The following is a 26,235-nucleotide window of genomic DNA, read 5'->3' as shown; positions in this document are numbered from 1 at the left end:
CCCGGGGTCCGGCTCAGCGGCTGAGCGCCCGGTAGCGGCGCAGCGACAGCGGCAGGAACACGGCGATCAGCGCCAGCGGCCAGAGCACCGCCAGCAGCGGGTGATGCACGGCCACCCAGGAGTCGCCGCCCCAGCCGGGGTTGCCGAACAGCTCCCGGGTGGCGCCGACGGTGGCGGACAGCGGGTTCCACTCGGCGACCGCGCCCAGCCACGCGGGCATGGTGGACGGCGCCACGAACGCGCTGGACAGGAAACCGAGCGGGAACTCCAGCGTCTGCACGGCCGTGACCGCGCTCTGTCCCTGCACGGTCAGGCCGAGGAAGACGCCCACCCAGACCAGCGCGATCCGCAGCAGCAGGATCAGCCCGAACGCGGTGAGCGTGTCGCCGAGGTCGCCGCGTGCCCGCCACCCGACGGCCAGGCCGACGAGCAGCATGACGGCGAGCGTCACCACCGCGAACATCAGGTCGGCGACAGCGCGGCCGAGCAGCGGCGCCAGCCGCGACACCGGCATGGACCGCAGCCGGTCGGTGACACCGCGGTCCAGATCCGCCGCGACCGCCATGGTGGTCATACTGATGCCGAAGACCATGGTCATGGCGAACATCCCGGGCATCAGGAACTCGCGGTAACTGCCGCCGCCTGGTACCTGGAGCGCGCCGCCGAACAGGTACGCGAACATCAGCACCATCAGGATGTCGAAGCCCAGCGAGCCGATCAGCGGGCCGGGCTCGCGCCGCCAGTGCGCCAGCGCGCGCCCGGTCAACGTCAGGCCGTCACCGGCCAGCGACGCACGGCGCGCGGGGTTCACCGTCGCGGTCACGCGGTCACCTCCACGCCGGTGCGGGCGGCGGAGGACGTGGCGGTGAGCTGGAGGAACACCTCGTCCAGTGTGGGCCGGCGCAGCGCCACGTCGGCCACGCCCACGCCGTCGGCGTCGAGTGCGCGCAGCACCTCGGTCAGCGCACCGGCCCGCTCGCCGACCTGGGCGCTGACCGCCCGCCGGTCCGGGTCGACAGCCGGTTCGGAGCGGGCCACCGCGCGCAGCCGGCGCGCGGCGGTGGCGAGGTCGGCGGCGTCGCGGACGACCAGTTCGATCCGGTCGCCGCCCAGGCGGGACTTGAGCGCGTCCGGGGTGCCCTCGGCGATCACCCGCCCGGCGTCGAGCACGCAGACGCGGTCGGCGAGCTGGTCGGCCTCGTCCAGGTACTGCGTGGTCAGCAGCACCGTGGTGCCGCCGCGCACCAGGTCCCGTACCGCCTCCCACACCTCGTTGCGCCCGCGCGGGTCCAGCGCCGTGGTCGGCTCGTCGAGGAACAGCACCGACGGCGCGAGGATCATGCCGGCGGCCAGGTCGAGGCGGCGGCGCATGCCACCGGAGTACGTGCGTACCGGCCGATCGGCGGCGTCGGCGAGCCCGAACCGGTCGAGCAGTTCGGTCGCCCGCCGCCGCGCCCCGGCCCGGTCCAGGTGGAACAGGCGGCCGAAGATGACCAGGTTCTCCCGGCCGCTCAGCGCCTCGTCCACCGCCGGATGCTGGCCGACCAGGCCGATGCGGTGGCGTACCCGGTCGGCCTGCCCGGCCACGTCGTAGCCGGCGACCTCGGCCCGCCCGGCGTCGAGGCGCAGCAGCGTGGCGAGGATGCGGACGGCTGTGGTCTTGCCCGCGCCGTTCGGGCCGAGCAGCCCGCACACGGTGCCCGGTGGCACGCGCAGGTCGAATCCGTCCAGCGCAACGTTGCCCCCGTACCGCTTGCGCAGGCCCTCCGCGAGGATCGCGTGTTCCACGTCTGTCCCCCTCCGTCGACGACGGCCACTACCGTACAACGTACGGTAAGCCGTCCGCCAGGGACTGCGGCGCCTAGCGCTTGAGCAGCACGCGCAGCGCCTCGGTGATCTCGCCCGGCGCCTCCTCGGCCATGAAGTGCCCAGCGGTGGTGGTGCGGTGCTCCAGGTCCGGCGCCCAGGCCCGCCACACCGCCGCCGCGTCGTAGCCGAGCGCGGCGCCCCAGTCCTGCTGGATGACGGTGACCGGCATGGCCAGCCGCCGCCCGGCGTCCCGGTCGGCCCGGTCGTGCGCCACGTCGATCCCGGCCGACGCCCGGTAGTCGGCGACGATCGAGTCGACCGCCTCCCGGGAGGCACGCAGGTACTCGGCGCGCACGTCGGCCGGCATGGCCGCCGGGTCACCCGCCCAGGCGTCGAGGAAGTGCCCGAAGAACGCGTCAGCGCTGGCCGCGATCATCTGCTCGGGCAGGCCGGGCGGCTGGGCCATCAGGTACAGGTGGAACGCCACCGACGCGGACGCGCCGTGCAGCACGTCCCACATGTCGAGGGTGGGCAGCACGTCCAGCGACGCCAGGTGGGTGACCGCGTCCGGGTGGTCCAGGCCGGCCCGGACCGCGACCAGGGCGCCCCGGTCGTGCCCGGCGAGCGCGAACCGCTCGTGTCCGAGCGCGCGGGCCGCCGCCACCACGTCGGCGGCCATGGTCCGCTTGCTGTACGTGTCCTCGCTGGCAGCGGCCGGCTTGTCGCTGGCGCCGTAGCCGCGCAGGTCCGGGCAGATCACCGTGTGCTCGCCGACCAGGTCGGCGGCGACGTGCCGCCACATCAGGTGGGTCTGCGGGAAGCCGTGCAGCAGCACGACCGGGCTGCCGGAGCCGCCCACCGCCACGTTCAGGGTCACGCCCTCGGCGACCGGAACGCGCTGGTAGTCGAATCCCGCGATGGTGGTGCTCATCTCGATCCTTCTTTCGTCTCGTCGTACCTGACCAGCGTGGCGGCGCCCGATGAGCAACCGATGAGCGCGATACGGTGGCCCGGGTCGAGGAGGGGTCGGTGCCTGTCGGTTTCGGTGTGCTCGGTCCGGTCACGGCCTGGGACGACGCGGGTGAGCCGGTCGACCTGAAGGGGCCCCGGCACCGGGCCGTGCTGGCCCGGCTGGTCGCCGCCCGGGGCCGGGTGGTGCCGGTCGGGCAGATCGTCGACGACCTGTGGGACGACCCGCCGGCCGGCGCGGTGGGCGCGGTCCGCACGTTCGTCGCGGCGCTGCGCCGCCGCCTTGAGCCGCGCCGTCCGCCACGCGAGGCGGCCCGGCTGCTGGTCACCGAGGGACCGGGGTACGCGCTGCGCGCCGACCCGGGCGCCGTCGACGCCTGGCGGTTCGAGGACACGGTCAGCGCAGTAGCCGACGCGCTGCCCCGGGCCGCGCTCGACCGGCTCGACGAGGCGCTGGGCTGGTGGCGCGGACCCGCGTACGCCGACTTCGACCAGCCGTGGGCGCACGCCGAACGGTCCCGGCTCGACCAGATCCGGCTCACCGCCGTGGAGCGGCGGGCCGAGGCGCTGCTGGCGCTGGACCGGGCCGCCGACGCCGTACCCGATCTCGACGCGCACGTCGCCGCGTACCCGTGGCGGGAGGACGGGTGGGCGCTGCTGGCGTCGGCGCTCTACCGCGCCGGACGGCAGGCCGACGCGCTCGCCGTGCTGCGCCGCGCCCGGGAACTGCTGCGCGACCAGCTCGGGCTGGACCCCGGACCCCGGCTGCGGCGGCTGGAGACCGACCTGCTGCGCCAGGCCGAACCCGAACCGACCGGCGCGGCGCGCGTCTGGGCCGAGACCGCCGCGGCGTACGAGCGCAGTGTGGTGCCCGGCGCGCGGGCCCGGCTGGAGTCCACGGTCGGGCTGTTGCGCAGCCTCGCGGTGACCGGGCCGGGCGGACTGGAGGCCGCCCGGGACCAGCGCGAAGCGGCTATCAGCGCCGCCGAGCAACTGGGCGACCCGGAGTTCACGGCGCGGGTCATCGGCGGGTACGACGTACCCGCGATCTGGACCCGCTCGGACGACCCGGCGCAGGCGGCCCGGGTCGTCGCGGCGGCACAGCGGGCGCTCGCCGGGCTGGGCCCGGACGCGCCGGAGGCGACCCGCGCCCGGCTGCTGGCCACCGTCGCGATCGAGTCCCGAGGTACGGCGTCACCCGGCCCGGCGCAGTCCGCGCGGGAAGCGGAGGCGATCGCCCGGCGGGTGGCCGACCCGGCGCTGCTGGCCCAGGCGCTCAACGGCGTCTACATGCAGACGTTCCAGCGGGCCGGGCTCGCCCCGCAGCGGGACGCGGTCGGCGTCGAACTGGTCGCGCTCGCCGCCCGGCACGGCCTGGCCACAGTGGAGATCCTCGGGCACCTGATCCGCGTGCAGGCGCGCAGCGCGCTCGCCGACTTCACCACCGCCGACGCGCACGCCGACGCGGCGGACCGGCTCGCCGCCCGGCACGAGAGCCCCCTCGTCGGTGTGTTCACCGGTGGCTACCGGGCCATGCGGACCGCCGCCACCGGCGCCGCGTACCCGGATGCGGAGGCGGCGTACCGGTCGTGGGCGACCGGGCTGGCCGGCTGCGGGATGCCCGGCGTGGAACGCGGGCTGCTGCCGCTGGCGCTGCTGTGCCTGCGGGTGTGGCACGACCGGCCCGCCGACTTCCCGGCCGACACCGACTGGGGCCCGTACGCGCCCTGGACGCGCCCGCTGCTGCTGCTCGCCGCCGACCGGCGCGACGAGGCAGCCAGGGCGTTGCGCCGCACCCCGGCGCCGCCGCGTGAACTGCTGCAGGAGGCGCTGTGGTGCCTCACCGGCCGCGCCGCTGTGGCGCTCGGGGACCGGGACGCGACGCTCCGGGCGCGCGACGCGCTCGTCCCGGCGGCGGGCGAGGTGGCCGGGGCGGGCAGCGGTCTGCTCACCGTCGGGCCGGTGGCCGCACACCTGGACCGCCTCGACGCCGCCCTCGAAGGGAGCGGCGACCGGGGCTAGGGTGCGGCGATGGACGAGCTGAGGCACCTGTTGCGGCGCGCCGCCGACCATGCGGCTGACTACCGGCTGTCGCTGCCGGACCGGCCGGTCGGCGTACCCGTGGACCAGGCCGCGCTGACCGAGGCGTTCGCCGGTCCGTTGCCGGACGCGCCCACCCCGCCCGGGCAGGTCCTCGCCGACCTGGTGGCCGCCGCCGAGCCGGGCCTGGTCGCCACCGCCGGCCCCCGTTACTTCGGCTTCGTCGTCGGCGGCACCTCGCCCGCCGCCACCGCCGCCGACATGCTGGCCGTCGGCTGGGACCAGATCGCGTTCAACGCGGTCACCTCCCCCGCCGCCGTGGCCGCCGAGACGGCCGCCGGCGGCTGGCTGAAGGACCTGCTGGGCATCCCGGCGACCGCGTCGGTCGGCTTCGTCACCGGCGCGCAGGCGGCGAACACCGCCGGGCTCGCCGCCGCCCGCCACCAGGTGCTCGCCGACGCCGGCTGGGACGTGGAGCGGCGCGGCCTGTCCGGCGCGCCTGCGGTACGCGTGTTCGCCGGGGCTGAGCGGCACGCCACCATCGACAGGTCGCTGCGCCTGCTCGGCCTCGGCACCGACGCGCTGCACGCGGTGCCGACCGGCCCGCAGGGCGCGATCGACCCGGACGCCCTGGAAGCCGCGCTGCGCGACGCCGGTCCCGGCCCGACCATCGTCTGCCTGCAGGCGGGCAACGTGAACACCGGCGCGTGCGACGACCTGCGCCGGGCCTGCGACCTGGTCCACCGGTACGGCGGCTGGGCGCACGTGGACGGCGCGTTCGGGCTGTGGGCGGCTGCCAGCCCGTCGACCCGGCACCTGGTCGACGGACTGGAGAACGCCGACTCGTGGGCCTGCGACGGCCACAAGTGGCTGAACCTGCCGTACGACAGCGCGTTCGTGTTCTGCGCCCGGCCCGACGCGCACGCGGCGGCCATGTCGCTCGCGGCCGCGTACCTCGTGGGTTCCGGTGGTGTGCCGGCGGGCGCGGACCTGACCGCGGAGTCCTCGCGCCGCGCCCGGGGTTTCGCGGTCTGGGCGGGCCTGCGGGAGCTGGGCCGCGACGGCGTCGGCGCGCTTGTCGAGCGGTGCTGCGCGCTGGCGCGCCGGTTCGCCGACGGGCTCGCCGGAGCCGGGTTCGAGGTGGTGAACGACGTGGTGCTCAACCAGGTGCTCGTCGGGTTCGGCGACGACGCGCGCACCGACCGGGTGGTGGCCGCCGCGCAGGTCGACGGGACGTGCTGGGTGGGCGGGACGACGTGGCGGGGGCGGCGGCTGATGCGGATCTCGGTGTCGAACGCGACCACGACGGAGGCGGACGTGGACCGGTCGGTGGCGGCCATCATCCGGGTGGCCAACTGACGGATCCACCGACCGAAGGCAGTCGTTCACCGTCCGAGGTGGATGAACGCCGCCCAGGCCAGCGGCTGGGCGAGGTCGGCCCGAGAGCATTGGGACGCCAGCTCGACGGGCATCTCGGGCGGTGGCACCCGATCCGCGTCCAGCATCCACAGCTGTGCACGGTGCAGCGCCTCGGCCGGCTGGCACCCATCGACATGGAGGTGATGGTGCACCAGGTACATCAGCAGCGAGGTACCGACGTCGGGTACCGACCACAGCGCCCCGAAGACAGTCCGGGCACCCGCCGCCAGGAATGCGGTGGCCAGGCTGAACGCCTCGTCGTGAAGACCGCCGATCAGGCTCGTGGTGCAGGCCGCCAGGAAGACCTGCCCCAGTTCGAGTGCCGCGCGCCGCGACGCGTCGAGCAGGTGCCGAGCGGGTAGCTCGCCCCCGGCGAGCACCAGGGAGGAGTCCGCCGGGCGCGCGGGATCGACGCGGCCGTGGCAGGCCAGGTGCAGGACGGCCGGGCCGGAGGCGGTACGCATCCACGCCAGCACCTCGTCGGGTCGGGCGAGACTGTCCGGGCCCTCAGACGGACCGCCCAGGTAGCGCCCCTGCGGATGGAACCGGTGGTGGACTGCTCGCGCTTCGGCGCCGGCGAAAGGCAGGTCGCCGAGGGGATCCCCGACCACGAGTGCCGACCGGGTGGACGTCGGTGGCTTGGTGGAGGAGGCGCAGAGCAGGCGCGCTGACGGAGTGTAGGAGACGACCACATCCTGTACGGCGTACCGCCGTCCAGACGAGGTCTCCCGGTAGGCGGCGTGCCACGGCACGAGGCCGAGGATGCCCATCGGAACCATGACCAAACGGGCCGGCCCTGCGGCACGCAGGTCCCGGCCGATCGTGACGACCTCCGCCATGGCGGCACGCCAGGCCCATCGGCACAGGTCATCCAGCGGTGAGCCGGACATGACCGACCCGGTCGAGCCCACAGGTCCCGCATCTCGAAGGGGTCCGGCCGCCACGGGACCCAGCCCCGCAGTCAGCAACCGCCGCAGCGGTGACCCGGGGGTGACGAGTAGCTGGGGCAACTCGACCAGGAACGTCGCAGATCGGGCCGGTACGACGGCCGCGAATCCGGGCACGGCGCCGGCTGCGGGGACCAGGTACACGATCGCGTCCGCGCCGACGTCGATAAGTGCGGCGCGAAGGTCCTCGACTCGAACCTGCGCCACCGGATCGTGGCCGGCGGCGTCCAGGACCCGCAGCACCCGCGTACGCAGGTCGTCGGGGACCTCATCGGCGGCCGCCACGGCGTCGAGCGGCCGACCGGTGACCTGGTCGCGTCCCAGTCCTTCTGTGCGCCGCCACTCGTCGGCCAGGTCGGACCGTCCGACCTCGTCGAGCACATCCGCCACCGTCCGGGACTCGGTCGCGGCGTGCAGTACGAGTCCCCGTCCCGCGTCCAAGGCGACGATGGCGTCGTCATCGGCCTGGTCCTGCAGGCACCAGCGGAGCACGGTGGCCGCGTCCACCGTGGCCTCCCGGGCCGCCTCCAGGGCATGGTCGGTGCCCGCCTGGAGAAGGACTCGCCGCGCATGGCCCGCGAGCGCGGCGAGCCCGAGTCGGCGAGTGCGCTCACGGTCGGTACCGCCGGCCAGCCGCAGCGCCCGAGCGTGGTCACGCGTCAAGTCGGTCCACAGCGGGTTCTCCGGCCCGCCGCACTCCGCCACCGCCACACCAAGGTGATCGGCGGCACGGGCGGCCGCGCCCCGGCTCCCCAGACCCAGCTCGGCCTGTGCCGCCAGCTTCCAGCTCACCGTCCGCGCCACGTGCCCGCGTGGCAGCCGTTCCGCCAGATCGCTGAGGTGGTCGGCCCACAGCCGCAGCATCCGCCCGTCGCCATGCAGCGCGGCGACACTCACCTGGGGGATGGCAGTGATGATCGCGTCGGCCACCGACTGGTAGGGCAGCTCTCCAGGTGGCAGCGGACGCGGCGGCAGGGCGGCCGCCGGCCGATCGCCCGAAGCGAGCGCCGCGGCCGTCCGCAAGGCGCGGACCATCGGCTCCAGCGTCCGATCGGGGACGTACGCGTTGATCCGCCCGATCGTCTCCCGCATACCGTCGAGGTCACCGCCCGCGCCTCGCCCGGCCGCCCCCATGAGCATTGCCGCCGCGGGGAGGCCGACGCCGGGTTCGCCCTCGTCGGGGAGTACGTCGGCAGATCGTTCCGCCAGATCCATAGCGGCACCGAACGCGCGCAGATCACCCGTGGTGGCCGCTCTGGTGTACAAGGCGTGGTACAGCAGCACTCGCAGCCGCGCCCCCTCGGTCCGCGCGAGTCTGGCGTCACGCCCGGCGCGTACCACCGCCTCGACTCCCGCGCCCGCCTCCGGCTCGGCGCCAGTGGCGTGAAGGTACTGGTCGAGCAGTCCGGCTGCCGCGTCTAGTGCGCCCGCGATCCCTTCGGGCGGGGGGCCGGTCGACCGGCCCAGTGCGAGCAGCCGGCGCAGCTTCGCCACGTCGATCTCGGCCTGTGTCTCGCCGAAGTAGGCGAACTCGCCGTACAGCACGATGGCGGCGAGGGCCACGCGTCGTTCGGCGTCGGCGCCCACCCGATCGGTCAACGCCTCGTCGGCGTCGTTGAGCGCCGTACGCAGGTAAACGGCGCCGGCTTGCGGATCATGGTAGGTGAGCAGCTCGTACCCGACCACGACCCGGAGGATGTGTGCCGCCAACAGGTCGTCGTCCGCCCGGCCGAGAGCCGCGACCGCGTCATCGGCGCACCCGATGGCGTTCCGGAGCGCCTCCGGCGCGCGGGCGAGCTGCCAGCACAGCAGGTGTGTCTCCCCGAGTGCCCGCCACACCGGCCCGCGGTCATCTGTCGACGACAACGCCTCGGCCAACACGGCACCGGCTTCCGTCAGCCCCTTGAGGTCACCGGTCGCGACCGCCTCCTGTCGCAGCAGGTCGGCCAGGCGGACGGCGACGGCGGGGTCGGGGTCGGCCTCCTGAACCGTCCGCCAACCCGAGATGGCCACACCCAGGTCAGCCGCGTTCCCGTCCAGTTCCCAGAGGGCTTCGTGCGCAGCGGCGAGAGCGCGGTGCAGTGAGATCCAGCCCGGCGTTCCGGGATCGCACGGCCCGAGTGCGCGCCGCGCAGCGGACGCGGCGATCTCGACGTGGGCCCGGTCCCGCTGGAGACCGGCTAGTTCCAGGTGGCCGCAGGCCAGATCCGCGGCGGCGGTGGCGTAGCGGGACTCGATGTCGACGGGGAGCGCATCCAGTGCGGCCGTGAGCTCGGCGACGCCCCGGGTGAGGTCCTCCGTACACCTACCGGCATGGTCGTATCGCGCGAGCAGCGCCATTCCCCGTACCACCGCCAAGTGCGCCGCGTGATCCGAGGACGTGGAGACCAGGTGGATGTCTCGCAGCGTGCCGAGCGCCTCGTCCGCGTCCGCCGCGGCGGTCTCGGGCGGGAGTACGCTGTCCGCCCTCCGGGCGAGGAATCGATCCCAGACCGCCTCCCCCAGGTCCATTGCCACGTCATCCCGGTCCGTGTCGTCGGTCGGCCATCGCCGGTACGCGACCGTGAGATGGGAGACGGCGCCGTCATGATCCTTCGAGCCGTGGCCGAGCTTCGCCCGTGCCGCGAGCGCCAAGCCGAGCTGCCAGTGCCATAGCGCCGCATCCGGGTGGGCCTCGGCGGTGGTCACCGCCCGCTCCAGAGCATCGACGGCGGTGTCGAGGTCGGCCGGTTCGCCACCGATGTCGTACCGCTTCAGATGCGCGAGTCCAAGCATGCCGGACAGCCCGGGGAGGTCGGCACACGGTGGCGGCGCGGTGACGAGCGCAGCCAGCCGCGCGATCCACTCGTCCTCCTCGCTCACCATTCGGCCTCGACCGAGCCCGGCACCTCCGTCACCACCGGCACGACCGCTGTCGTCCAGTCACACGCGCTCCCCTCCATCGTGCCGGCGTCACGATGGACCGCAGCCAGCCCGAGCCGACCGAGTAGACCGGAGACCACCAGCGGCGCCCTCGTTCGACCCGGCCACGCCTCGTCCAGCGGCGGCAGCTCGAACGGTGACGAGCTGAACTCCTCTTCGGCCGCGAGGAGCACCAGCCAGTCCCGCGTCGTGGCGCCGGGCTCCACCACGGATCCAGCGGGTAGCCGCAGCTCCACCGGCCGTCCGTAGAGCGCCGCGCCCACGTGCTTCGGCGCGACGTACGCCCCGGGGAAGAGGCCGGCGTGCACGCGATGCCGCTCGGTGATGTCGAGCAGGACGCAGTGCAACCGACGGTCGCCGGCATTGCGGATCCGGACGAACACCGTCGGCGGAACCCACAGGTCGGCTTCCCTGCGGTACTGCAGGCGCAGCACGCCGTCGGCGCCCGGAAGCAACGGTGGGCGTTCCGCGGGCGCGGCCACCTCACCGGGCCTGGCCTCTACGACCTCCAGCGTGACCACGTCAGCCAGGGCTGAGACGGGATTGGTGAGGGCTTTCACGCGCTTCACCCGGGCGATGTGCTCGAGCACGGCGGTCACCCGCCGACCGCCGTCGCGGGCCACACCGGTCAGGTCATCGCAGAGCGGGAAGTCCTCAGCGTCACTGACGCGGACCCGGTCGGGCTCGGGCACGTCCAGGCGCAGTTCGGGCGTCCGCTCCTCGTCCGGACCGAGTATCCGCACGTGCGGCGACGGGCCACCGGCAGGCCCGGCCGTCTCGAGGGCCGCCAGCACGAGGTCCAAAGTTGGCTGGTGTGCCGCGTCCACCCCGACGGTGATCGCCGGAGTCGGCACCCGGCTGAGCACCACCGGGTACTGCAGATCGTCATCGGGCTCCCAGCCAAGGGGACGGACCACGCTGCGCTCGGGAAGAATCCGGACGACACGCGCCTCCCGAACTTCTGGCCCGGGTACGGCCACCCGTATGTCGTCGTACCCGTCCGCCAGGAGGCCGTGGCAGCTGCCAACGTCGATCTCCCAGTCACGCCGCACGCGGCGCATTCGCATACCGCCGGCCGACGGCGTCACCTCACCACCCAGGAACGGCTGGTCGGCGATACCCGGACTGGCGGGCGCCAGCTGCGGGACCTGCGCGGACACGTACCGTTCGACCTCGCACCGAGCAGCCGTCAGCAAGTCACGATACGTCGCCGCCGATCCAAGGCGTCGCATGGCGCTGATCAGGGACCAACTGAACAGTCCGTGGTACCGACCGTCCACCCACGTCTCGACGGCCGTCTCGGAGGAGCGGCAGGCGGCCAGTTCCACGTACTGCCCGGGTGGCCTGGAGGCAGCGGCCAGCAGATCCGGCAGCAACGCCTCGATCAAGGGTATGTCGGTCACCGGTGGAAGCGCCCGGCTCAGGTTGCGGGTGCCGCTCTGCGAGTGGCAGCTGTCCAGGACGACCACCAGGTGGACGCCACGCGCGGCGATCTCGCCGAGCAGCAGCGAGAGGTGCTTGTCGGAGAGTTCGGGGACACCATCGGAGCGGCTGTCGTGGCAGACGAGCGTCTGCATCTCGGCGCTCGGCTCCAGATGCCAGAGTTCGGCGGGGACCGCCATCCGCGAGCCGTGCCCGCTGAACCAGAAGATGGCCGTGTCCCCCGGTCCGGCTCGTCCGAGGTGGTCTCGAAGGCCGACGATGATCGCCGTCCGCGTGGCCTCCTGGTCACGCAGCACGCGGATCGACGACGGGTCCTGCTCCGGGCAACGTGTCTTCAGAAACTGCTCGGCCAGTGTCACGTCGTTGACGGTTCCGCGCAGTCCCGGTGCCGCGCGGTAGTGGTCGATCCCGACCAGCAACGCGAGGACTTTGCGGCTCATCCGCGTCGTCCTGGGGGCACATGGATCCAGGCATGCTCGACGAACTGCTTCTCCGGCAGCTCGACGGTGGCCTCCTCGAACTGGTCTGGCAGTGGCGGCTCGACGGAGTGCTGGATGACATCGCGGTAGAGCAGGTCCGGAACGCCGAGGACGTAGTCGGCATGCGGGTTGTCCCGCAGCGCAGCCCGCAACGGCGGACTGTCGAGGATCCGGTGTACGGCAATCGCCGCGGTGCCCACCCATCCGCTGTCCGCTGGCTTCATCAGTCCACGGTGGAGGGCCACCCGGAGCCGGACCCGCTCGGCCGCGGAAAGAAGCCGGTTCGTCCGCGACAACGCCTCGGCCAGACCGCCCACCAGGCGTGGGATCACCACCGACTCGTCGATGCCGACCGGCAGTACGGCGAACTGACCGTCGCCCTGTGGCTGCAGGGCGATCGCAGTCTCGTCCAGACCGGCGGCGCGTCGCGCGTCGGACAACACCTGGACCAGCCAGGACTGGGTCCGCTCGGCGAGGTCGTTCGATCGGCGGCTGTAGCTCGCGACGTCCGTTGCCATGCACAGCCGTACCGCCGCCGAGCTCGGTTCCGCCGGCCCGGGCAGAGCTTCCTCGAATCTGACAGAGTCCCGGACGGTGGCCTGGTGTCGGACCATCCGGCCTCGGCCGGGCACGGCCATCTCGACACGGAGTCCAACGCGTCCGGACACCGTCGTGGCAGCGGCCGGAAGCTCCACGAGCGCGTGCATTCCATAGGTCAGGGGCAACAGGCTCTGACCGGTCGGATCCGGAAAAGTCCAGCCGAACTGGCGCCGCCCGGTTCCGAAGGACCAGGCACGCGGCCGGCCCGTGCGAGGTGCCAGCCGGAGCAGCCAGCCGGGGCGGGCGGCCCCGACTGCCCGCTCGGCGGCGGGAGTCAGCGGGCGCGGTGAATCGAACCCGTAGTTCAGTCCGAGGGCACCTCCGTCAGCGTCGACGCGAATCGCGGCCGCGTGTTCGTCATCTAGGGCAACCTCGAAGCGAGCCAGCGTGTAACGCCGGCTTCCCCCCAACGGATCCAGGTCGAATGCGATGATCATGCCGTAGTAGCGCCGCCCGCCGACGTCGGCACGCCGTCGCAGCGGAGCCGGCAGTTCCTCGGCCGGGATGGGAAAGAGCAGGGGGCGTCCGATACTCACGGTCGCCGGGTCTGCCAAGTAGTTCGGGTCCTCCGGATCCCTGGGCCGATCAGTCGACAACGCCGTGTGGGCAAGTACGTCGTCCGGCCGCAGCAGTTCCTCGCCGGTTACCACGTCGTCGCGGGTCAAACTGCCCTCCAGTTCGTCGCCCGATGGTCGATTGCAGCTATCGGCACGCCCCGAAAAGGCAATCGACCCAGGCTCTTATGTCACGCGCGCGTTACACCATTGGTTGACGTATTGGACGCCTGCGAGTAACAGATCTTTGCCATATCTCGGCGAGGAGCAATACCGAGTGTCAACCAACCGACAACAGCACGACACGGTTGGACGAGGCGTCATCCGCCGCCCCGCGCGACTCTCACCGTTCCGGACCGCGCCCGTGAAGATCCCGCAGAAATACGGAGTCCTGCGAATCCCGCCATGCCAGGCTGCGGCGGACCTGGATACGGAGGAGCCGACGTGGACATACGATCACCCCGATCGCCGATAAGGCCGATCGCCTCAACCTGCATCGCGAGGCGGCGCGGCGTTGCGGGCAGCCGCCGGATGTCGCACACTTGCTGGATCACCAGCGGACCACACTCGCACGACGGGGTCGACGTGGACGGTGCCGACCGGCTCCCGGGTGAGCCGCGTGCCACCGGATTCCTGGGCCGTCTCCCCCCGACGACGCGCCAGGAGGTGCTCGACCACGGTCGGCCCCGACGGTACGAGCCGGGTGACCGGATCCTTCGGGAAGGCGACCGCGACCGCCACGTGATCCTGCTAACCAGCGGATTCGTCAAGGTGACCACCCACATCGAGGGGATCGAGGCGCTCGTCGCCATCCGGGGTGCCGGAGACATCGTGGGTGAGGCCGCCGCCCTCTCCGACCAGCCCCGAATGGCCAGCGTGATCGCGTGCGGCACAGTCACCGCGCGGCTGGTCACCGCAGAGGCGTTCGGCACGGTGCTGATCCGGTATCCCGATGTCGCACGGCTCGTGACCATCACGCTGGCCGAGCGGCTGCGCTGGGCCAATGACCGGCGGGCCGACTTCGTGGCCTTCCCGGTCGAGGTGCGTCTCGCCCGCGTACTCGTCGAGATATCCGTACGGTTCGGGCGGCGGGCCGCTCACGAAGCTGTCGCCATCGACGTTCCGCTGAGCCAACGTGAACTCGCCACCATGGTCGGAGCCTCGGAGGACACCGTCCAGAAAGCCCTACGGGCACTACGGCGGGCGGGACTGATCCACTCCACCTACCGCCGACTCACCGTCCTGGATCCGGCCGGCCTGCGGCGGATGTCACGCCACGTCCGGTGAGCCCGCATCGGCCGAGCCGCTTGGCCGGCCGCCGAACGGACCTGTAGTCCGCTGGCCATTCGGTCGCCCCTTTGACCTCTTCGGTCGACGCGAAACAAAGGTCGTCGCCGCAAATATTCAGCAAATGATTCAACTTGGCTAATCCCGTGAGGGGGACCTCCACATCGTGCCGCGCGAGACTGCCGACTAGACCAACCGCCGATTTTCAGCTGCCCATTCCCCTTCGGCGACCCATCGCCCGTCTTCTCTGACCCCACCGGAGAATCATGTCCGACGTCAACCAGCTCCGCGGCCAGCTCCGCAGCATCGAAAATCAGATCTTCAACCTGAGGCAGAACATCCTCAAGGTGGACGACACGGTCGGCGCAATCGAGCAGCAGCAACAGGCCACCCGAAACGACCTCGTTGAGCTGCGCCTGGCCTTCGCCCGCTTCGCGCAGCAGGCCGAACGCACCGCGAACGTCCACCGTGCCGAGACCGCAATCGGCGCCCTCAAGAACGACATCGAGCACCAGTTCGGCCACCACAAGGTGGTACGCCGAACCGCCGTCGGAATGCTGCAGTCCTTCGACGTCGGACTGGTCAGCGAGGACACGGTCCAGGCGGTCGGTGAGCAGTTGATGATCCAGACCCCGCGCTACTGGCTCGCGCCGGTCCTCGTCGCGCTTGCCGCCTGGGTCGGCGACGATCCCGACCTGTGCGTCCGGGCGGTCGAGGAGGCGTACCGACGGTCCCCGGAGCGCACCTCCCTGCTGATGACACTGATCTTGCGTCGGCAAGGGCGACGGGCGAGTGCAGTCCGATGGCTGAGGCACTACCTTGATGCCCAGGACCCGGCGGCGCTCAACCGTGAATTCGCGTTGATTCTGGAGGCGATTGCGCACGGCGCCTTCGGTCCCGATGCGTTGACGCTCACCCGGGAACGACTCGAGTCGTGGCGCCGCACCCTGCTCGCCGACGAAGCATCCACGCACGCCCAACTCAACCGGTGGCGGCGCGAGATGGAAACGTTCGTCCGGCCCGAAGGCCTTCGAGAGGATTTCCCTCGACTCGGCGCGTCCTCGCCGCAGTGGCCGCAGCTGGAACGCGCGCTCGCCGGAGCTGAGGCACACCAGTCCATCATCGATCGGTACGTCGCCGTGCTGAACACCCCGCCGTCGCCCACCGACCGGATCGAGGATGCCATCGACGACCTCCTCGACATGTTGGTCGAGGAGTACGACCCCGAAGAACTTCCGCTACGGCGCGAACTGGCGGCGAAGGAGGCGATCGTGGCGGCCGACGGGGATCTTGAGGAGGCAGCCCGTTCGACACCGTTCCAACTGGCCGCACTGAAGGACGTGAGGGACTACCTGACCATCCAGACCGACTCTGCCCTCGATCCCGACGGCATTGGGGTGTCGCCACAGACCCAACGGCTCGCCCTGGCGTTCTGCCACGACTGGCTCAGTGACGCCCACAGCGCGTTCACCCGGGACTACCGCCTGGGATTGCCCTCCACGGTCACGGTGACCCTCGACCTGCGCGAACGCGCCGACGTGACGGGCTTCAAGCCACCCCCGTGGACCGGCTCCTTCGAGCGCCCGCTGGACGCGCTGGAGCGCTCTCTGACCTCGCACTGGACACGGCACACCGAGCCGTTCCTCGCGGGTCTCGCCTTCGACTGGCGCAAGCGAATCATCGCGCCGATCGTGGTACTGCTCCTCGTCGCCGTGTTCGGATCTGCCGTCGCCGGCCTCGCAGTGGGCCTTGTGATTACCGTCGGGGGTGGTGTGGCCTGGGGCCTCCTGCTCCGCGCCCAGGCCGACTCCGCAGCCGAGAAGCAGAACGCCGCCCGTGCTCGGCTCGCGGCAGCCCGGAAGCGGTCACTGGTCGAACTGCGAGCTGCCGGCGCCGAACTGACCGACTGGACCACCCGGTTCACAGACGCTGACAGCAGGGAGTCGAACGTACGGGCTCTGATTGCCGACCTTGCCACCGCGGGGGCGCCGGGAAGCCCGCACGAACGCCGTGTCCCCGGTCGAGCAGAGGAGGCGTGACATGGAGATGTCCGAACCGGCCACGGATCTCGTGGCCGATGCGCCGGCCTCCGGCGTTCCGTGGGCCCGGCAACCGATCGCCGCGGCGAAGCGCAGCACCAGCCGGGCCCGGAGGATGGTGGAGAACCTTCCCGACTGGGAGCCGATGCCACCAGGGGAACTCGTCGTCCGCCGCCCGCGCCGGGACTGACATGTCCAGCGCCGACAACGGATATCAGCGATGGGCGAAGTTCCTGGAACTGTGGCGGTCTGGTGAGGACGCCGATTCGAGGTATCTCCCGCCCCTGGCCGAGGACGACTATCCGGCCGACGTCTGGGTCAGGCTCGTGCGCCGCATCGTCGAGGCGATGGCGACTCGGCTGAATGCGTGGGAACGAGGTCTCCTACAGGCCCTCCTCGCCGCGCAGGACGAGTTCGAGGTGGCACGCGCACTCACCCAGTCCCGAGGGAGCCTCACCCCCATCCGCGCGTTGACCGGCCATCCCGGCCTGCCCGCAGACCTGTCCCGACAGCTGCGCGCCGAGGTCGACAGGCAGATCCGCTCGGTCCAGCGTGCGCTCGAGGAGACCGTCGAATCCGCGCACCGCGTCGGAGCCAACGACCGGCTCGTCCAGGCGCGACTGCGTACGTTCCGTGAGAACGCGGTCACCGAGGTGCTGGTGCAGGCGCCGGGGCGCCGGGGCGGCTGGGACGGCTGGGCCACCGAGCCGGCGGACCGACCACGTCGGCGGTTGATCGTTCGTCGTCACCCCGACAGATCCGAGGAGTAGCGTGTCCCACTACGACGAGGCCCGCCGCGACCTCGACAGCTACATCGCCGCCCGGGTGCCGCTGATCGGCATCCGCAGTGCCGAGCAGACCCGTGCCATCCGGCTGATCCGGGAGGTCGCTGGCAGTAGCCAGCGCGTCAACCTGCCGTTCTGGATTTATACCCGGGCGACCGGGCTTAGGGACCTACGCACCAGAAATGCGGTGCAGGAGGATCGATCCCTGGTCGCGGCCATGGATTTCGCCGCGGCCCAGATGTCCCGGCGCGCCCAGGCGACCATGGTCTTCGTCGAACCGGACGACCTGAGTGTCGATTCGCCGGTCACCCGTCACATCGCCGAACTCGCCCGGCTCGCCGACGACCAGTCCGGCAGTGTCGTGCTGATCACGGACACACCGATCTGGAGCGGCCTGCAACGCCTCGGGATGAGTGTCTCGTTGGAGCTGCCCAACGCGGCCGAGATGTACGAGGTCGTGGTCGACTTCCTTAAGGATCAACAGGGTTCGGTGACCATCGACTGGATCGAGGCGGACGCCCGCCAGGTGGCGGACTTCCTGGTCGGCGTACCGGAAGGCACCGCCATCAACATCCTGGCCACGATCGCCGCGAGCGGCCGCCTCCGCCGCGAGGACGTCGACCGTCTCGCCGAGGTCAAGGACAAACACTTCTCGGATCTCGCCGGCCTCGTCCGCGTACCGCTGGACCGCTCCGCGCACGAGATCGGTGGGCTGGCCACCCTGCGGCACTGGTTGCACCGGCGCCATCAGGTCATGTGCGCTGACCTGCGGAACACCGGGCTCCGGCCGCCTCGGGGCGTTCTGCTCGTCGGGGTGCCCGGGTGCGGCAAGTCTCTGTCCGCAAAGGCGGTAGCTGCCCAGTGGCGGCTGCCGCTGTACCGGCTCGACTTCGCGGCCATCCTCGGAATGTACGTGGGGCAGTCCGAGGCACGGCTACGGGAAGCCCTGGAGATGGCAGACCGCACCGCCCCATGCGTGCTGTGGATCGACGAGATCGAGAAAGGGCTCGCCGGCCAGCATGACAGCACCGGCGTGGGCAGGCGGCTGGTCGGACAGTTCCTGTTCTGGCTCCAGGAATCCCGGTCGCGGGTGTTCGTCGTGGCGACGTCCAACGACGTCCGCTCACTCCCGCCGGAACTGCTCCGGAAGGGCCGTTTCGACGAACTCTTCTTCGTCGACCTGCCCGACGACACCGAACGCGCCGAGATCATCCGGCTCTACCACCGCAAGTATGTCGGCTCCGAGCCTGCCCCGGATCTGCTCGACCGCCTCGTCTCCCTCTCTGAGGGTTTTGCCGGCTCCGACATGGAAGCCGCTCTCAAGGAGGCTGGATTCGAGGTGCTGGTCAACGGTCATGCCGGTCTGAGCAGTGACTTCATCATCGACACGTTCATGGACACGATCCCGCTCAGCCGCAGCCATCCCGAGGAGATTGCCGAGATACGCGCGTGGGGCCGGGACCGCGCTGTCCCGGCCGGTGCGGCGAGCCTTCCCGACTCATCCGAATCCGGGGCACGCCGACGACTGATCGTCGCCGGTGAGGCGTGACGAGAGGAGTGAAATGAGCGACGACCGAAAGCCCGACAGCGGACCGATCTGGAACGTACGGTCCCTCGTCGGCGACCTCGCCGACGATCTGCCGAAGGCCGCACCGGCACCTCCGATGAGAGTGCCCGCGGCGCCCCCGGCCACGCTGTCCACTCCCGCTCGGCGGGTGCTGGAGAGACCCGACGATTCAAACGAAACGCCGCCCGGCCCGATCAGCGACGACGCGCTGGAGACCGCGGAGTCTCCTGACCCCCAGCCGCGCGGCGGCTGGATCAGCGAGGGCGAGACGCCCCGGCCGAGCAGCGGTGATTCGATGCGGCTGTTCACCCTGTTGCTCGGCATCGCGGTCGTGGCGTCGGTCCTGATCCTCATCGTCGTCGGCCTGGTTGCCGGTCGGGACGAAGACCTGTCCGGAGCCGTACCTCCACCGATCCCGGTGACTTCGACGGAAGATCTGCGGGACGCCGAGACGCCCAGCGAGGTCGTATCGCACCAGGAGGAGCAGGCTCTCCCCGCCGCCGTCGCGGATCCGGAGGAGGAAGCGCTTGCCCGCCTGGAAGAACTTCATCGGCAGGACCTGCACACAGTGCCCCTCGACGGCCAGTACGCCGCCCAGCTCGCATCGAAGACGGTGGGGATCGTCGACACCAACCAGGTCGCTGCCAACGGCTCACACACCTTCTACGCCCGTGACATCCTTGAGGAGCACGCCAGCCTGAGGCAGCGGTTCGGTGGCGAGGCTCGGATCGTGCTGCTGTTGAGCACCGACTACGGGCGAAAGCAGCAGTTGGACGGGCAGCCGCTCTGGGTAACCTTCGCACTCCTGCCTAATTCGAAAAAAGAGGCTGTCACGGGGTGGTGTGCGCGGCAGTTCCCACAGATGCGCGGCGCCGCGCTGGAGAACCGCTGCATACCGCGCCGGTTGAATCCACCCGGCACGTCCACCGGCTGAGGACCGTCCAGCGTCCGGCGGCCGGGGTCTCCGGGACGCCCGAGGTCGGCAAACCTGCTGCGCAAGACCGGTGACGACTGGCGGCGCGGGAGGCGGTCGCCGTGGTGCTGCGCCATACCGCGTCGCACGGTGCGCTCGCCGCAGCGGCCGCGCAACTGGCCAGCCGCGCCGAGACGGTACCGGCGACCGACGGCGGCCGGAACGGATGGGGCAGCACGCAGCGCTAACAGTAGGTAGCTTGGCGCTCACTGCTGTCCTCAGGGGAGGGTCAAAATGTGGGCGGACGAGGCCGCGCTGGACGCGGCGGCACGCCGGCTCGACGAGTGGGAGTCGGCCCTGGCCGATCGGGCGGCACGGGCCCGCGACCTGTCCGCCCGCACCCAGACGCTGACCGGCATCGCGCGCAGCGCCGACGGTCTGGTCGAGGTCACCGTCGACTCGTCCGGGCTGCTCGCCGACCTGCGGCTGGACGAACGCGTCCGGCAGCACTCCGCCGCACACACCGCCCGGCAGATTCTCGCCGTCACCCGGGACGCCCGCGCCGACCTGCTGCGACGGCTCACCGAGGCCACCACCGCGGCACTCGGCGCGGACGACCCGGCCGGGCAGGCGATCGTCGAGTCCCACCAGCGGCGGTTCGGCCCCGACCCGGGCACGTCGGATGCCGCCCGGTGACGGCCTCCAGGTCGACCCCGACGACCTGACCGCGCACGCCGCACACCTCGGCCGCTGCGCCGACAGCATCGACGCCGCCCGGCAGGCCGGCCAGCACGTCAGGCTGGGCACCGACGCGTACGGGCAGCTCTGCGCGATCATGCCGGTCCTGCTCGACGGTCTCCAGCGGACGCTCACCGACGGCATCGGCACCGCCGCCACATCGGTCCGCGACACCGCCGGGAAGCTGCGGTCGAGCGCCGAGCGCTACCGCGCCTCCGACGCGCACGCCGCCGACCTGCTCGACCGGGTACGGCAGCGGCGGTGACCACGAACCCACTGGTCGCCGCCGCGGCGGACTCCGGTCCGAGTCCCTGGGCCGGCGTGTGGATCTGCGAGGACATCGAACTCATCGCCCAGGGCGTCCGCACCGGCAGCTGGATCGACGGCAGCCTCGGCGTGGTCAGCGCCGGCCTCGACGCGCTCGCGCTCGTGTCCGACCCGGCCGGGGTCCTCCTCCAGTTCGGCATCGCCTGGCTCATCGAACACGTCAAGCCGCTCAGCGAAGCCCTCGACTGGCTCGCCGGCGACCCCGCCGAGATCACCGCGCACGCGCAGACCTGGCGTAACGTCGCCGCGTCCCTGCGCGAGGACGCCGCCGAGCTGGCCCACGCCGTCCGCACCGAGGTCGCCGGCTGGACCGGCGCCGCCGCCACCGGCTACCGGCGCTGGGCGGGCGAACAGCAGCAGGCCATCACCGGGCTCGCGCAGGGCGCCGAGGCGATGGCCGCGATCACCGAGGGTGCCGCCGGCCTGGTCGCGGCCGTGCGGCTGCTGGTCCGCGACGCCATCGCCGCCTGCGTGTCCCGCCTGATCGTGTACGCGGCCGAACTGGTCGCCACGGCGGGGCTGGCGACGCCGCTCGTGGTGGAGCAGGTGACGACGACAGTGGCGTCGTGGGCGGCGCGGATCGGGAGGTTGCTGCGGGGGTTGCTGGCAAGTCTGCGGCGGCTGATGCCGGAGATGCGCCGGCTGGGTGACCTGATCGGGAAGCTCAGGGAGGCGCTGAGCCGCCTTCTGGGTCGTCGCTCGCCTGAGGCTCCGGGTGGCGGATCCGCCAAACCGGACGGCCCGCACGGGTTGAGGCCCACCGACTTCGATCCGGGCCGACACCACGGCCCTCTCGGCGACGAGTTCCGCCCGGGGGTGCACGATCCGCGCGGGTTGTTCGAGGACAAGGAGCGGGCCATCGCGGACCGCCTCGCGGTCGAAGGTGACATGGTGCACCCGAGAGAACGAATCGACGACGCTCACAAAATGAAAAATCCCGATGCGATGGTGCGGACTGGTCCGGAGGATCCCGGCGTGATCACCGAGTTCAAGACACTGGTCGGGTCAGGCAGCAGTAGCGTGCGGCGGAATATCCTTGAGGCGGGTGAACAGGCAGGATCCGACGGGGTCGCGGTTCTCGACGGTCGTAACGTCGGTTTGACCGAGGAGGATGCACGACGAGGCTACGGCCGGGCGGCCGGACAGGCCCGTGTTCATGACCAGCAGATGCCGGCGACGGTACGCATCATTCTCGGCGACGGCCGCATCATCGATCTTCCCTAGGAGCCGGGCGGCGCATGTCCACCTTCGAGCACATCTTCATTCACACCGACCTGGCCCCCGAGGGTGTGGCGGCGGAGCTCGCCAGCCGCATGCACGTGGAGTTCAGCCGAGACGACGAGGGCAAGGTGTACCTCAGTCGGCCGGCCTCGGACGGGCGGCCCGGCGTCGTCGGCGGCGAGTTGTCCGTCAACCGTTACAGCTATCCGCTCGACGAGCCGGAGGAAGAGTCCGTCATCGACGGGTACAGCGTCGTGTGGGACGTCGGATACAGCCGACGGGACGGCGAGGTGCAGCGTGACGAGGCGCGACGGTTGTTCACCGAGTTGACCGCGGTGAGCCCTTGGCCGGTGCTTCTCCTGCACGGCCTAGACCTGCTTGTCGCAGCCTGGGAGCCCCGGTCGGGTTACCGGGACTTCCCGCCCGGCACCACGCCCGACTTCGTACACCGCGCGCTCTGGGAGAAGCACCGCCGGCCGTCGGTGGGTTGAACGGGCTGGTGGTGCGGCGTCGTGGGCATCGTGCTGAACCCCGTCGGGAATCGGCTACGAGCCGAGGATCCCGCACTGCAGCCGGACGGTGACGCGCTCGGTCACCACATCCACCCCGCCGAGAGCGTCGCGTACGTCGGCGGCGAACACCGCCCGCTGCCGTGAAGGAGGCAACCGCTCCGCGGACATGGCGGAGAAGACACCGCCGACCATGTCGTCGACAGTGAGCGGGGCGTCGTACCGCACCGACGTCTCCTCGTACCGATATTCGGCACGCACGAGCGCCTCCCGGTTACGCCGACGCCCGTCCTCGTCGGTCTGACATCTTCCGGTGACCGGGTGGCCGACCATCCGCTCCAGGCATCCCCGCAGCGCGATCGACCACTCGGTGTCCTGCATCCACAGGGGTTCGCCGTTAGTGACGACGGCGATTCCACCGCCGGAGCGCAACAACGGCCGCGCCGCCTCGAAGAGGGCGTCGCGGTCCATGAAGTGGATGGCGACGGCGACGGTCAGCGCACCGACACTTCCCTCGCCGAGCAGCCGGGACAACGCGGGCACGTCGCCGTCACCGCCGAGCACCCACGTGGCGTTGGTCGTGCCCTGGTCGAGGGCGGTACGCCGGGCTATCGCCAGCATGTCCGGCTCCGGGTCCACGCCGATGACCGCGCCCACCCGGTCGGCGAGCGGGAGGCTCAACTGACCGGTACCGCAGCCGAGGTCGACCACCGTGTCGTCGGCGCCGAGCTGGAAGGCTGCCGCCACGGCGTCGAGCACTGCGGGCGGATAGCCGCGCCGATGCCGCGCGTAGTAGGTCGCCACCTCACCGCCGAAGCCCGTCGCCATGCCGGCAGCCTGCCCGCCGCGCCAGCCCCGAGGCCAGCCGTTCTGCTGAGGGCACGCCCCCGAAGTGCTTGTCCCCCGTGCGAGCTACCCGCAAGTGTCCACCGCACGGTGACGATTCCGAGCCTGCGAATCCATAGCGTTCCAGGTGAACCGCGGCGCTCCGGCCGCGGACCTCTCGAAGGAATCGTCATGCGTGTGGTGAAGCAGTTCCTGGCCGTCGTCGCGGTCAGTGTCGTCGGCAGCCTGGCGCTCGTCGCGGCACAGGACAACGCCGGGCTCAGCCTGATCCTCGGCGTCGCGACCGCCGCGGCCGCGATCATGGTGTACGGGTGGGTGGTGCGCCGTACCGAGCGTCGCGAGGTCACCGAGCTGGCCCGGAACGGCGCGGCCGCCCGGCTCAACCGCGGGGTGCTGATCGGGTTCGCCATGTTCGCGGCGGTCATCGGCAACATCGCCCTCATGGGCGGCTACCACGTACACGGCATCGGCTCGGTGCCCGGCGCGGTGGGCATGGTCGGGTTCATGGCCGCCGCGGCGGTGACCGAGGAACTGATGTTCCGCGGCCTGCTGTTCCGCCTGGCCGAGGAACGGCTCGGCACGTGGCTCTCGCTGCTGCTGACCGGCGTACTGTTCGGCCTGATGCACCTGCTGAACCCGGACGCCAGCCTGTGGGGTGCCACCGCCATCGCGATCGAGGCCGGGTTCATGCTGGCGGCCTGCTATGCCGCGACCCGCAACCTGTGGGTACCCATCGGCCTGCACTTCGGCTGGAACTTCGCCGCCGGCGGCGTCTTCAGCGTCGTCGTCTCCGGCAACGGCGAATCGGAAGGGCTGCTGGACGCCACCACGTCGGGTTCGACGCTGCTCAGCGGCGGCGGCTTCGGGCCGGAGGGCAGCCTCTACACGGTGGCTGCCGGGGTGGCGCTGACAGTGGTCTTCCTCTGGCTGGCGCACCGCCGTGGTCACATCGTGACGCGGCGCCGCCGCGCGGCCGAGGCCCCGGCGGAGAGCGTTACGGTCTCCTGATGATCACCCGACGGATGCTCCAGGACTCGTGGCGGCGCTGGCCCGTCACGGTCCGGGACCTCCCGCTGGCGCTGGTGATCGCGCTCGCAGCAGTGACCCCGCCGCTGCGCGGCATCGGTACGCAGCTCGGCGATCTGCCCGCCCGGCCGTTCGACGCGCTGACAGTGGTGGTGATCGCCCTGGAGTGCCTTCCGCTGGCGCTGCGCCGCAGCCGCCCGGCGCTGTCCCTCGCCCTGGTGTCACTCGGCTTCGCGCTCGATCAGGTACGCGCGTACCACACCTTCGCGGGCGCCGCGCTCGCCGTCGCGCTGGTGAGCGCGGGCGCCCACCTGGAACGTGGCCGCCGTACGACGGTGCTCGCCGGCTCCCTCGCGTACATCGGTCTGGCGGTCGTGCTGGATCGACAGGGGTCGACCGAGGGCGTGGTCGGGTTCACCACGTTCTACCTGCTGCTGGCGCTCGCCTGGGGCACCGGGTCGTGGCTGCGGCAGGACCGCCTCGCCGAGGCCGAACGCCGCCGGCACGTCGCGGAAACCGCCCGCGCCTCCGAACGCGCCCGCATCGCCGGTGAACTCCACGACGTGGTCACCCACCATGTGACGGCGATGGTGGTGCAGGCCGAGGCGGCCCGCTACCTGACCGCCGCGCCCGACCGCCTCGACACCACCCTGACCGCCATCACCGACACCGGTCGCCGTGCCATCGGCGACCTGCGGCTGCTGCTCGACGTGCTCAACCCCGACCACGGTACGGAGCCACGCGCCCCGTCGGTCGGCGAGCTGCACGCCCTGGTGGAGCAGACCCGGCAGGCCGGGCAGCCGGTGGAGTTCACGCAGCAGGGCACCCCGGCGGAGGTGACCGGCGGCGCGGAGATGGCCGCGTACCGGGTGGTGCAGGAGGCGCTCACCAATGCCCTCAAACACGCGCACGGCCGCCCCACCGCTGTGCACGTACACCATGGAGACCGGGAGATCACGGTGGAGATCAGCACGGACGGCCCGGGCCCGCGCGCCGCGGGTCCGGGCGGAAGCGGACGCGGCCTGGCCGGGCTGCGCGAGCGCGTCTCGATGCTCGGCGGCGAGTTCGACGCGGGGCGACGGGCGGGCAACGGCTTCGTCGTCCGGGCGCGCATCCCCACCGGGAGCGCGTCGTGACCGGGCCGATCCGGGTGCTGGTCTGCGACGACCAGGCGCTGATCCGTACCGGATTCACCACCATCATCGACGCGCAGCCGGACATGGCCGCGGTGGGCGAGTGCGGCGACGGCCGCGCCGCGGTCGACCTCGCCGGCCGCCTGCGGCCCGACGTGGTGGTGATGGACGTACGCATGCCGGTGCTCGACGGCATCAAGGCCACCCGCCTGCTGGCCGGCGCGGGCATCGCCCAGCCGGTCAAGGTGCTGGTGGTGACGACGTTCAACCTCGACGAGTACGTCTACGAGGCGCTGCGCGCCGGCGCGAGCGGATTCCTGCTCAAGGACGCCCCACCGGCGCAACTGCTGCACGGCATCCGCACCGTCGCCTCCGGCGCCGCGCTGCTGGCGCCGGAGGTGACGCGGCAGCTCGTCGGCCGGTACGCGGCGCGGATCCGCCCGGCCGAGGGCGCGCCGGCGGACGTGGGGCTGACGCCGCGTGAGCTGGAGGTGCTGCGGCTGATCGCCGACGGGCTGTCGAACAGCGAGATCGCGGCGCGGTTGGTGATCAGTCAGGAGACGGTGAAGACGTACGTGTCGCGGATTCTCACGAAGCTGGACGTGCGGGACCGGGTGCAGGCGGTGGTGTACGCGTACCGCACCGGCCTGGTCACCTGAACT

22 protein-coding genes are annotated in these 26,235 nt (G+C 71.7%); 15 read left to right on the top strand and 7 right to left on the bottom strand.

The genetic code is table 11. From position 1 onward, the window contains the following. Positions 1-13 precede the first annotated feature (13 nt). The 3 genes from J3R08_RS16015 to J3R08_RS16005 all read right to left on the bottom strand — a co-directional run bounded on the left by J3R08_RS16015 (position 14) and on the right by J3R08_RS16005 (position 2,740). Positions 14-823, bottom strand: coding sequence for an ABC transporter permease (locus J3R08_RS16015; RefSeq protein ID WP_209961841.1), 810 nt, complete (start codon positions 821-823; stop codon positions 14-16). Then, positions 820-1,788, bottom strand: a complete 969-nt coding sequence (locus J3R08_RS16010; RefSeq protein WP_209961839.1) for an ATP-binding cassette domain-containing protein — start codon at positions 1,786-1,788, stop codon at positions 820-822. The genes J3R08_RS16015 and J3R08_RS16010 overlap by 4 nt, the downstream gene beginning before the upstream one ends. Before the next feature lie 73 nt (positions 1,789-1,861). Then, on the bottom strand, positions 1,862-2,740 hold the full coding sequence (locus J3R08_RS16005) for an alpha/beta fold hydrolase (RefSeq protein WP_209961837.1): 879 nt from the start codon (positions 2,738-2,740) through the stop codon (positions 1,862-1,864). Positions 2,741-2,838: 98 nt separating this feature from the next. Between J3R08_RS16005 and J3R08_RS16000 the strand changes: the two genes are divergently transcribed. Beyond that, complete coding sequence (locus J3R08_RS16000) at positions 2,839-4,800, top strand: BTAD domain-containing putative transcriptional regulator (RefSeq protein ID WP_209961836.1); 1,962 nt, start codon at positions 2,839-2,841, stop codon at positions 4,798-4,800. A 9-nt stretch (positions 4,801-4,809) separates the two neighbouring features. Beyond that, a complete protein-coding gene (locus J3R08_RS15995; RefSeq protein ID WP_209961834.1) occupies positions 4,810-6,177 on the top strand; it encodes a pyridoxal-dependent decarboxylase in 1,368 nt (455 codons plus the stop codon). 26 nt (positions 6,178-6,203) lie between these two features. Here the strand turns inward: J3R08_RS15995 and J3R08_RS15990 are convergent, their stop codons facing one another. From J3R08_RS15990 to J3R08_RS15980, 3 genes are read right to left on the bottom strand one after another with little or no spacing between them, the layout of a single operon-like run. Then, positions 6,204-10,049 carry a CHAT domain-containing protein gene (locus tag J3R08_RS15990; protein WP_209961832.1) on the bottom strand — a complete coding sequence of 1,282 codons (3,846 nt, stop codon included), beginning with the start codon at positions 10,047-10,049 and terminating at the stop codon, positions 6,204-6,206. Continuing rightward, complete coding sequence (locus J3R08_RS15985) at positions 10,043-11,968, bottom strand: caspase family protein (RefSeq protein ID WP_209961828.1); 1,926 nt, start codon at positions 11,966-11,968, stop codon at positions 10,043-10,045. Before J3R08_RS15985 ends, J3R08_RS15990 begins: the two co-directional genes overlap by 7 nt. A gap of 17 nt (positions 11,969-11,985) precedes the next feature. Continuing rightward, positions 11,986-13,293, bottom strand: coding sequence for a hypothetical protein (locus J3R08_RS15980; RefSeq protein WP_209961826.1), 1,308 nt, complete (start codon positions 13,291-13,293; stop codon positions 11,986-11,988). 294 nt (positions 13,294-13,587) lie between these two features. On the opposite strand from J3R08_RS15980, the gene J3R08_RS15975 reads away from it, so the two are divergent. The 10 genes from J3R08_RS15975 to J3R08_RS15930 all read left to right on the top strand — a co-directional run bounded on the left by J3R08_RS15975 (position 13,588) and on the right by J3R08_RS15930 (position 22,550). Further along, positions 13,588-14,469, top strand: a complete 882-nt coding sequence (locus J3R08_RS15975) for a Crp/Fnr family transcriptional regulator (protein WP_307849466.1) — start codon at positions 13,588-13,590, stop codon at positions 14,467-14,469. 266 nt (positions 14,470-14,735) lie between these two features. Continuing rightward, a complete protein-coding gene (locus J3R08_RS15970) occupies positions 14,736-16,508 on the top strand; it encodes a hypothetical protein (protein ID WP_104113091.1) in 1,773 nt (590 codons plus the stop codon). Position 16,509: 1 nt separating this feature from the next. Further along, positions 16,510-16,698: a hypothetical protein gene (locus J3R08_RS15965; protein ID WP_209961822.1), complete on the top strand. Its 189-nt coding sequence runs from the start codon at positions 16,510-16,512 to the stop codon at positions 16,696-16,698. A gap of 1 nt (position 16,699) precedes the next feature. Next, a complete protein-coding gene (locus J3R08_RS15960; protein ID WP_209961820.1) occupies positions 16,700-17,278 on the top strand; it encodes a hypothetical protein in 579 nt (192 codons plus the stop codon). A gap of 1 nt (position 17,279) precedes the next feature. Next, positions 17,280-18,842 (top strand): AAA family ATPase, encoded by a 1,563-nt coding sequence (locus J3R08_RS15955; protein ID WP_104113094.1) that lies wholly within the window; start codon positions 17,280-17,282, stop codon positions 18,840-18,842. Between the two features lie 13 nt (positions 18,843-18,855). Continuing rightward, positions 18,856-19,794: a hypothetical protein gene (locus J3R08_RS15950; RefSeq protein WP_209961818.1), complete on the top strand. Its 939-nt coding sequence runs from the start codon at positions 18,856-18,858 to the stop codon at positions 19,792-19,794. 273 nt (positions 19,795-20,067) lie between these two features. Beyond that, a complete protein-coding gene (locus J3R08_RS15945) occupies positions 20,068-20,469 on the top strand; it encodes a YbaB/EbfC family nucleoid-associated protein (RefSeq protein WP_209961816.1) in 402 nt (133 codons plus the stop codon). Next, positions 20,456-20,776, top strand: coding sequence for a type VII secretion target (locus J3R08_RS15940; protein WP_209961813.1), 321 nt, complete (start codon positions 20,456-20,458; stop codon positions 20,774-20,776). Before J3R08_RS15945 ends, J3R08_RS15940 begins: the two co-directional genes overlap by 14 nt. Beyond that, the gene (locus J3R08_RS32085) at positions 20,773-22,062 is read left to right on the top strand and encodes a hypothetical protein (protein ID WP_280841780.1); all 1,290 of its coding nucleotides are present in this window, start codon (positions 20,773-20,775) and stop codon (positions 22,060-22,062) included. The genes J3R08_RS15940 and J3R08_RS32085 overlap by 4 nt, the downstream gene beginning before the upstream one ends. Positions 22,063-22,076: 14 nt before the next feature. Further along, positions 22,077-22,550, top strand: a complete 474-nt coding sequence (locus tag J3R08_RS15930; protein WP_209961812.1) for a hypothetical protein — start codon at positions 22,077-22,079, stop codon at positions 22,548-22,550. Between the two features lie 54 nt (positions 22,551-22,604). Here J3R08_RS15930 and J3R08_RS15925 read toward each other — a convergent pair whose 3' ends face one another. Beyond that, on the bottom strand, positions 22,605-23,396 hold the full coding sequence (locus J3R08_RS15925) for a class I SAM-dependent methyltransferase (RefSeq protein WP_209961810.1): 792 nt from the start codon (positions 23,394-23,396) through the stop codon (positions 22,605-22,607). Between the two features lie 189 nt (positions 23,397-23,585). On the opposite strand from J3R08_RS15925, the gene J3R08_RS15920 reads away from it, so the two are divergent. From J3R08_RS15920 to J3R08_RS15910, 3 genes are read left to right on the top strand one after another with little or no spacing between them, the layout of a single operon-like run. After that, complete coding sequence (locus J3R08_RS15920; RefSeq protein ID WP_209961808.1) at positions 23,586-24,422, top strand: CPBP family intramembrane glutamic endopeptidase; 837 nt, start codon at positions 23,586-23,588, stop codon at positions 24,420-24,422. Beyond that, the gene (locus J3R08_RS15915) at positions 24,422-25,576 is read left to right on the top strand and encodes a sensor histidine kinase (RefSeq protein ID WP_209961806.1); all 1,155 of its coding nucleotides are present in this window, start codon (positions 24,422-24,424) and stop codon (positions 25,574-25,576) included. The genes J3R08_RS15920 and J3R08_RS15915 overlap by 1 nt, the downstream gene beginning before the upstream one ends. After that, positions 25,573-26,232, top strand: coding sequence for a response regulator transcription factor (locus J3R08_RS15910; RefSeq protein ID WP_209961804.1), 660 nt, complete (start codon positions 25,573-25,575; stop codon positions 26,230-26,232). The genes J3R08_RS15915 and J3R08_RS15910 overlap by 4 nt, the downstream gene beginning before the upstream one ends. Positions 26,233-26,235: the final 3 nt, after the last annotated feature.

It is taken from the genome of Micromonospora sp. HB375 (assembly GCF_017872985.1).
Taxonomy (GTDB): Bacteria; Actinomycetota; Actinomycetes; order Mycobacteriales; family Micromonosporaceae; genus Micromonospora; species Micromonospora chalcea.
This window is presented reverse-complemented; position numbering and strand designations above follow the sequence as displayed.

Excerpts from the sequence above, each read along its gene's own strand:
- J3R08_RS16005 (WP_209961837.1), bottom strand. The coding sequence starts at position 2,740 with ATGAGCACCACCATCGCGGGATTCGACTACCAGCGCGTTCCGGTCGCC.
- J3R08_RS15995 (WP_209961834.1), top strand. The coding sequence starts at position 4,810 with ATGGACGAGCTGAGGCACCTGTTGCGGCGCGCCGCCGACCATGCGGCT.
- J3R08_RS15990 (WP_209961832.1), bottom strand. The coding sequence starts at position 10,049 with ATGGTGAGCGAGGAGGACGAGTGGATCGCGCGGCTGGCTGCGCTCGTC.
- J3R08_RS15975 (WP_307849466.1), top strand. The coding sequence starts at position 13,588 with ATGCCAGGCTGCGGCGGACCTGGATACGGAGGAGCCGACGTGGACATA.
- J3R08_RS15970 (WP_104113091.1), top strand. The coding sequence starts at position 14,736 with ATGTCCGACGTCAACCAGCTCCGCGGCCAGCTCCGCAGCATCGAAAAT.
- J3R08_RS15965 (WP_209961822.1), top strand. The coding sequence starts at position 16,510 with ATGGAGATGTCCGAACCGGCCACGGATCTCGTGGCCGATGCGCCGGCC.
- J3R08_RS15960 (WP_209961820.1), top strand. The coding sequence starts at position 16,700 with ATGTCCAGCGCCGACAACGGATATCAGCGATGGGCGAAGTTCCTGGAA.
- J3R08_RS15950 (WP_209961818.1), top strand. The coding sequence starts at position 18,856 with ATGAGCGACGACCGAAAGCCCGACAGCGGACCGATCTGGAACGTACGG.
- J3R08_RS15945 (WP_209961816.1), top strand. The coding sequence starts at position 20,068 with ATGTGGGCGGACGAGGCCGCGCTGGACGCGGCGGCACGCCGGCTCGAC.
- J3R08_RS15940 (WP_209961813.1), top strand. The coding sequence starts at position 20,456 with ATGCCGCCCGGTGACGGCCTCCAGGTCGACCCCGACGACCTGACCGCG.
- J3R08_RS15930 (WP_209961812.1), top strand. The coding sequence starts at position 22,077 with ATGTCCACCTTCGAGCACATCTTCATTCACACCGACCTGGCCCCCGAG.
- J3R08_RS15925 (WP_209961810.1), bottom strand. The coding sequence starts at position 23,396 with ATGGCGACGGGCTTCGGCGGTGAGGTGGCGACCTACTACGCGCGGCAT.
- J3R08_RS15920 (WP_209961808.1), top strand. The coding sequence starts at position 23,586 with ATGCGTGTGGTGAAGCAGTTCCTGGCCGTCGTCGCGGTCAGTGTCGTC.
- J3R08_RS15915 (WP_209961806.1), top strand. The coding sequence starts at position 24,422 with ATGATCACCCGACGGATGCTCCAGGACTCGTGGCGGCGCTGGCCCGTC.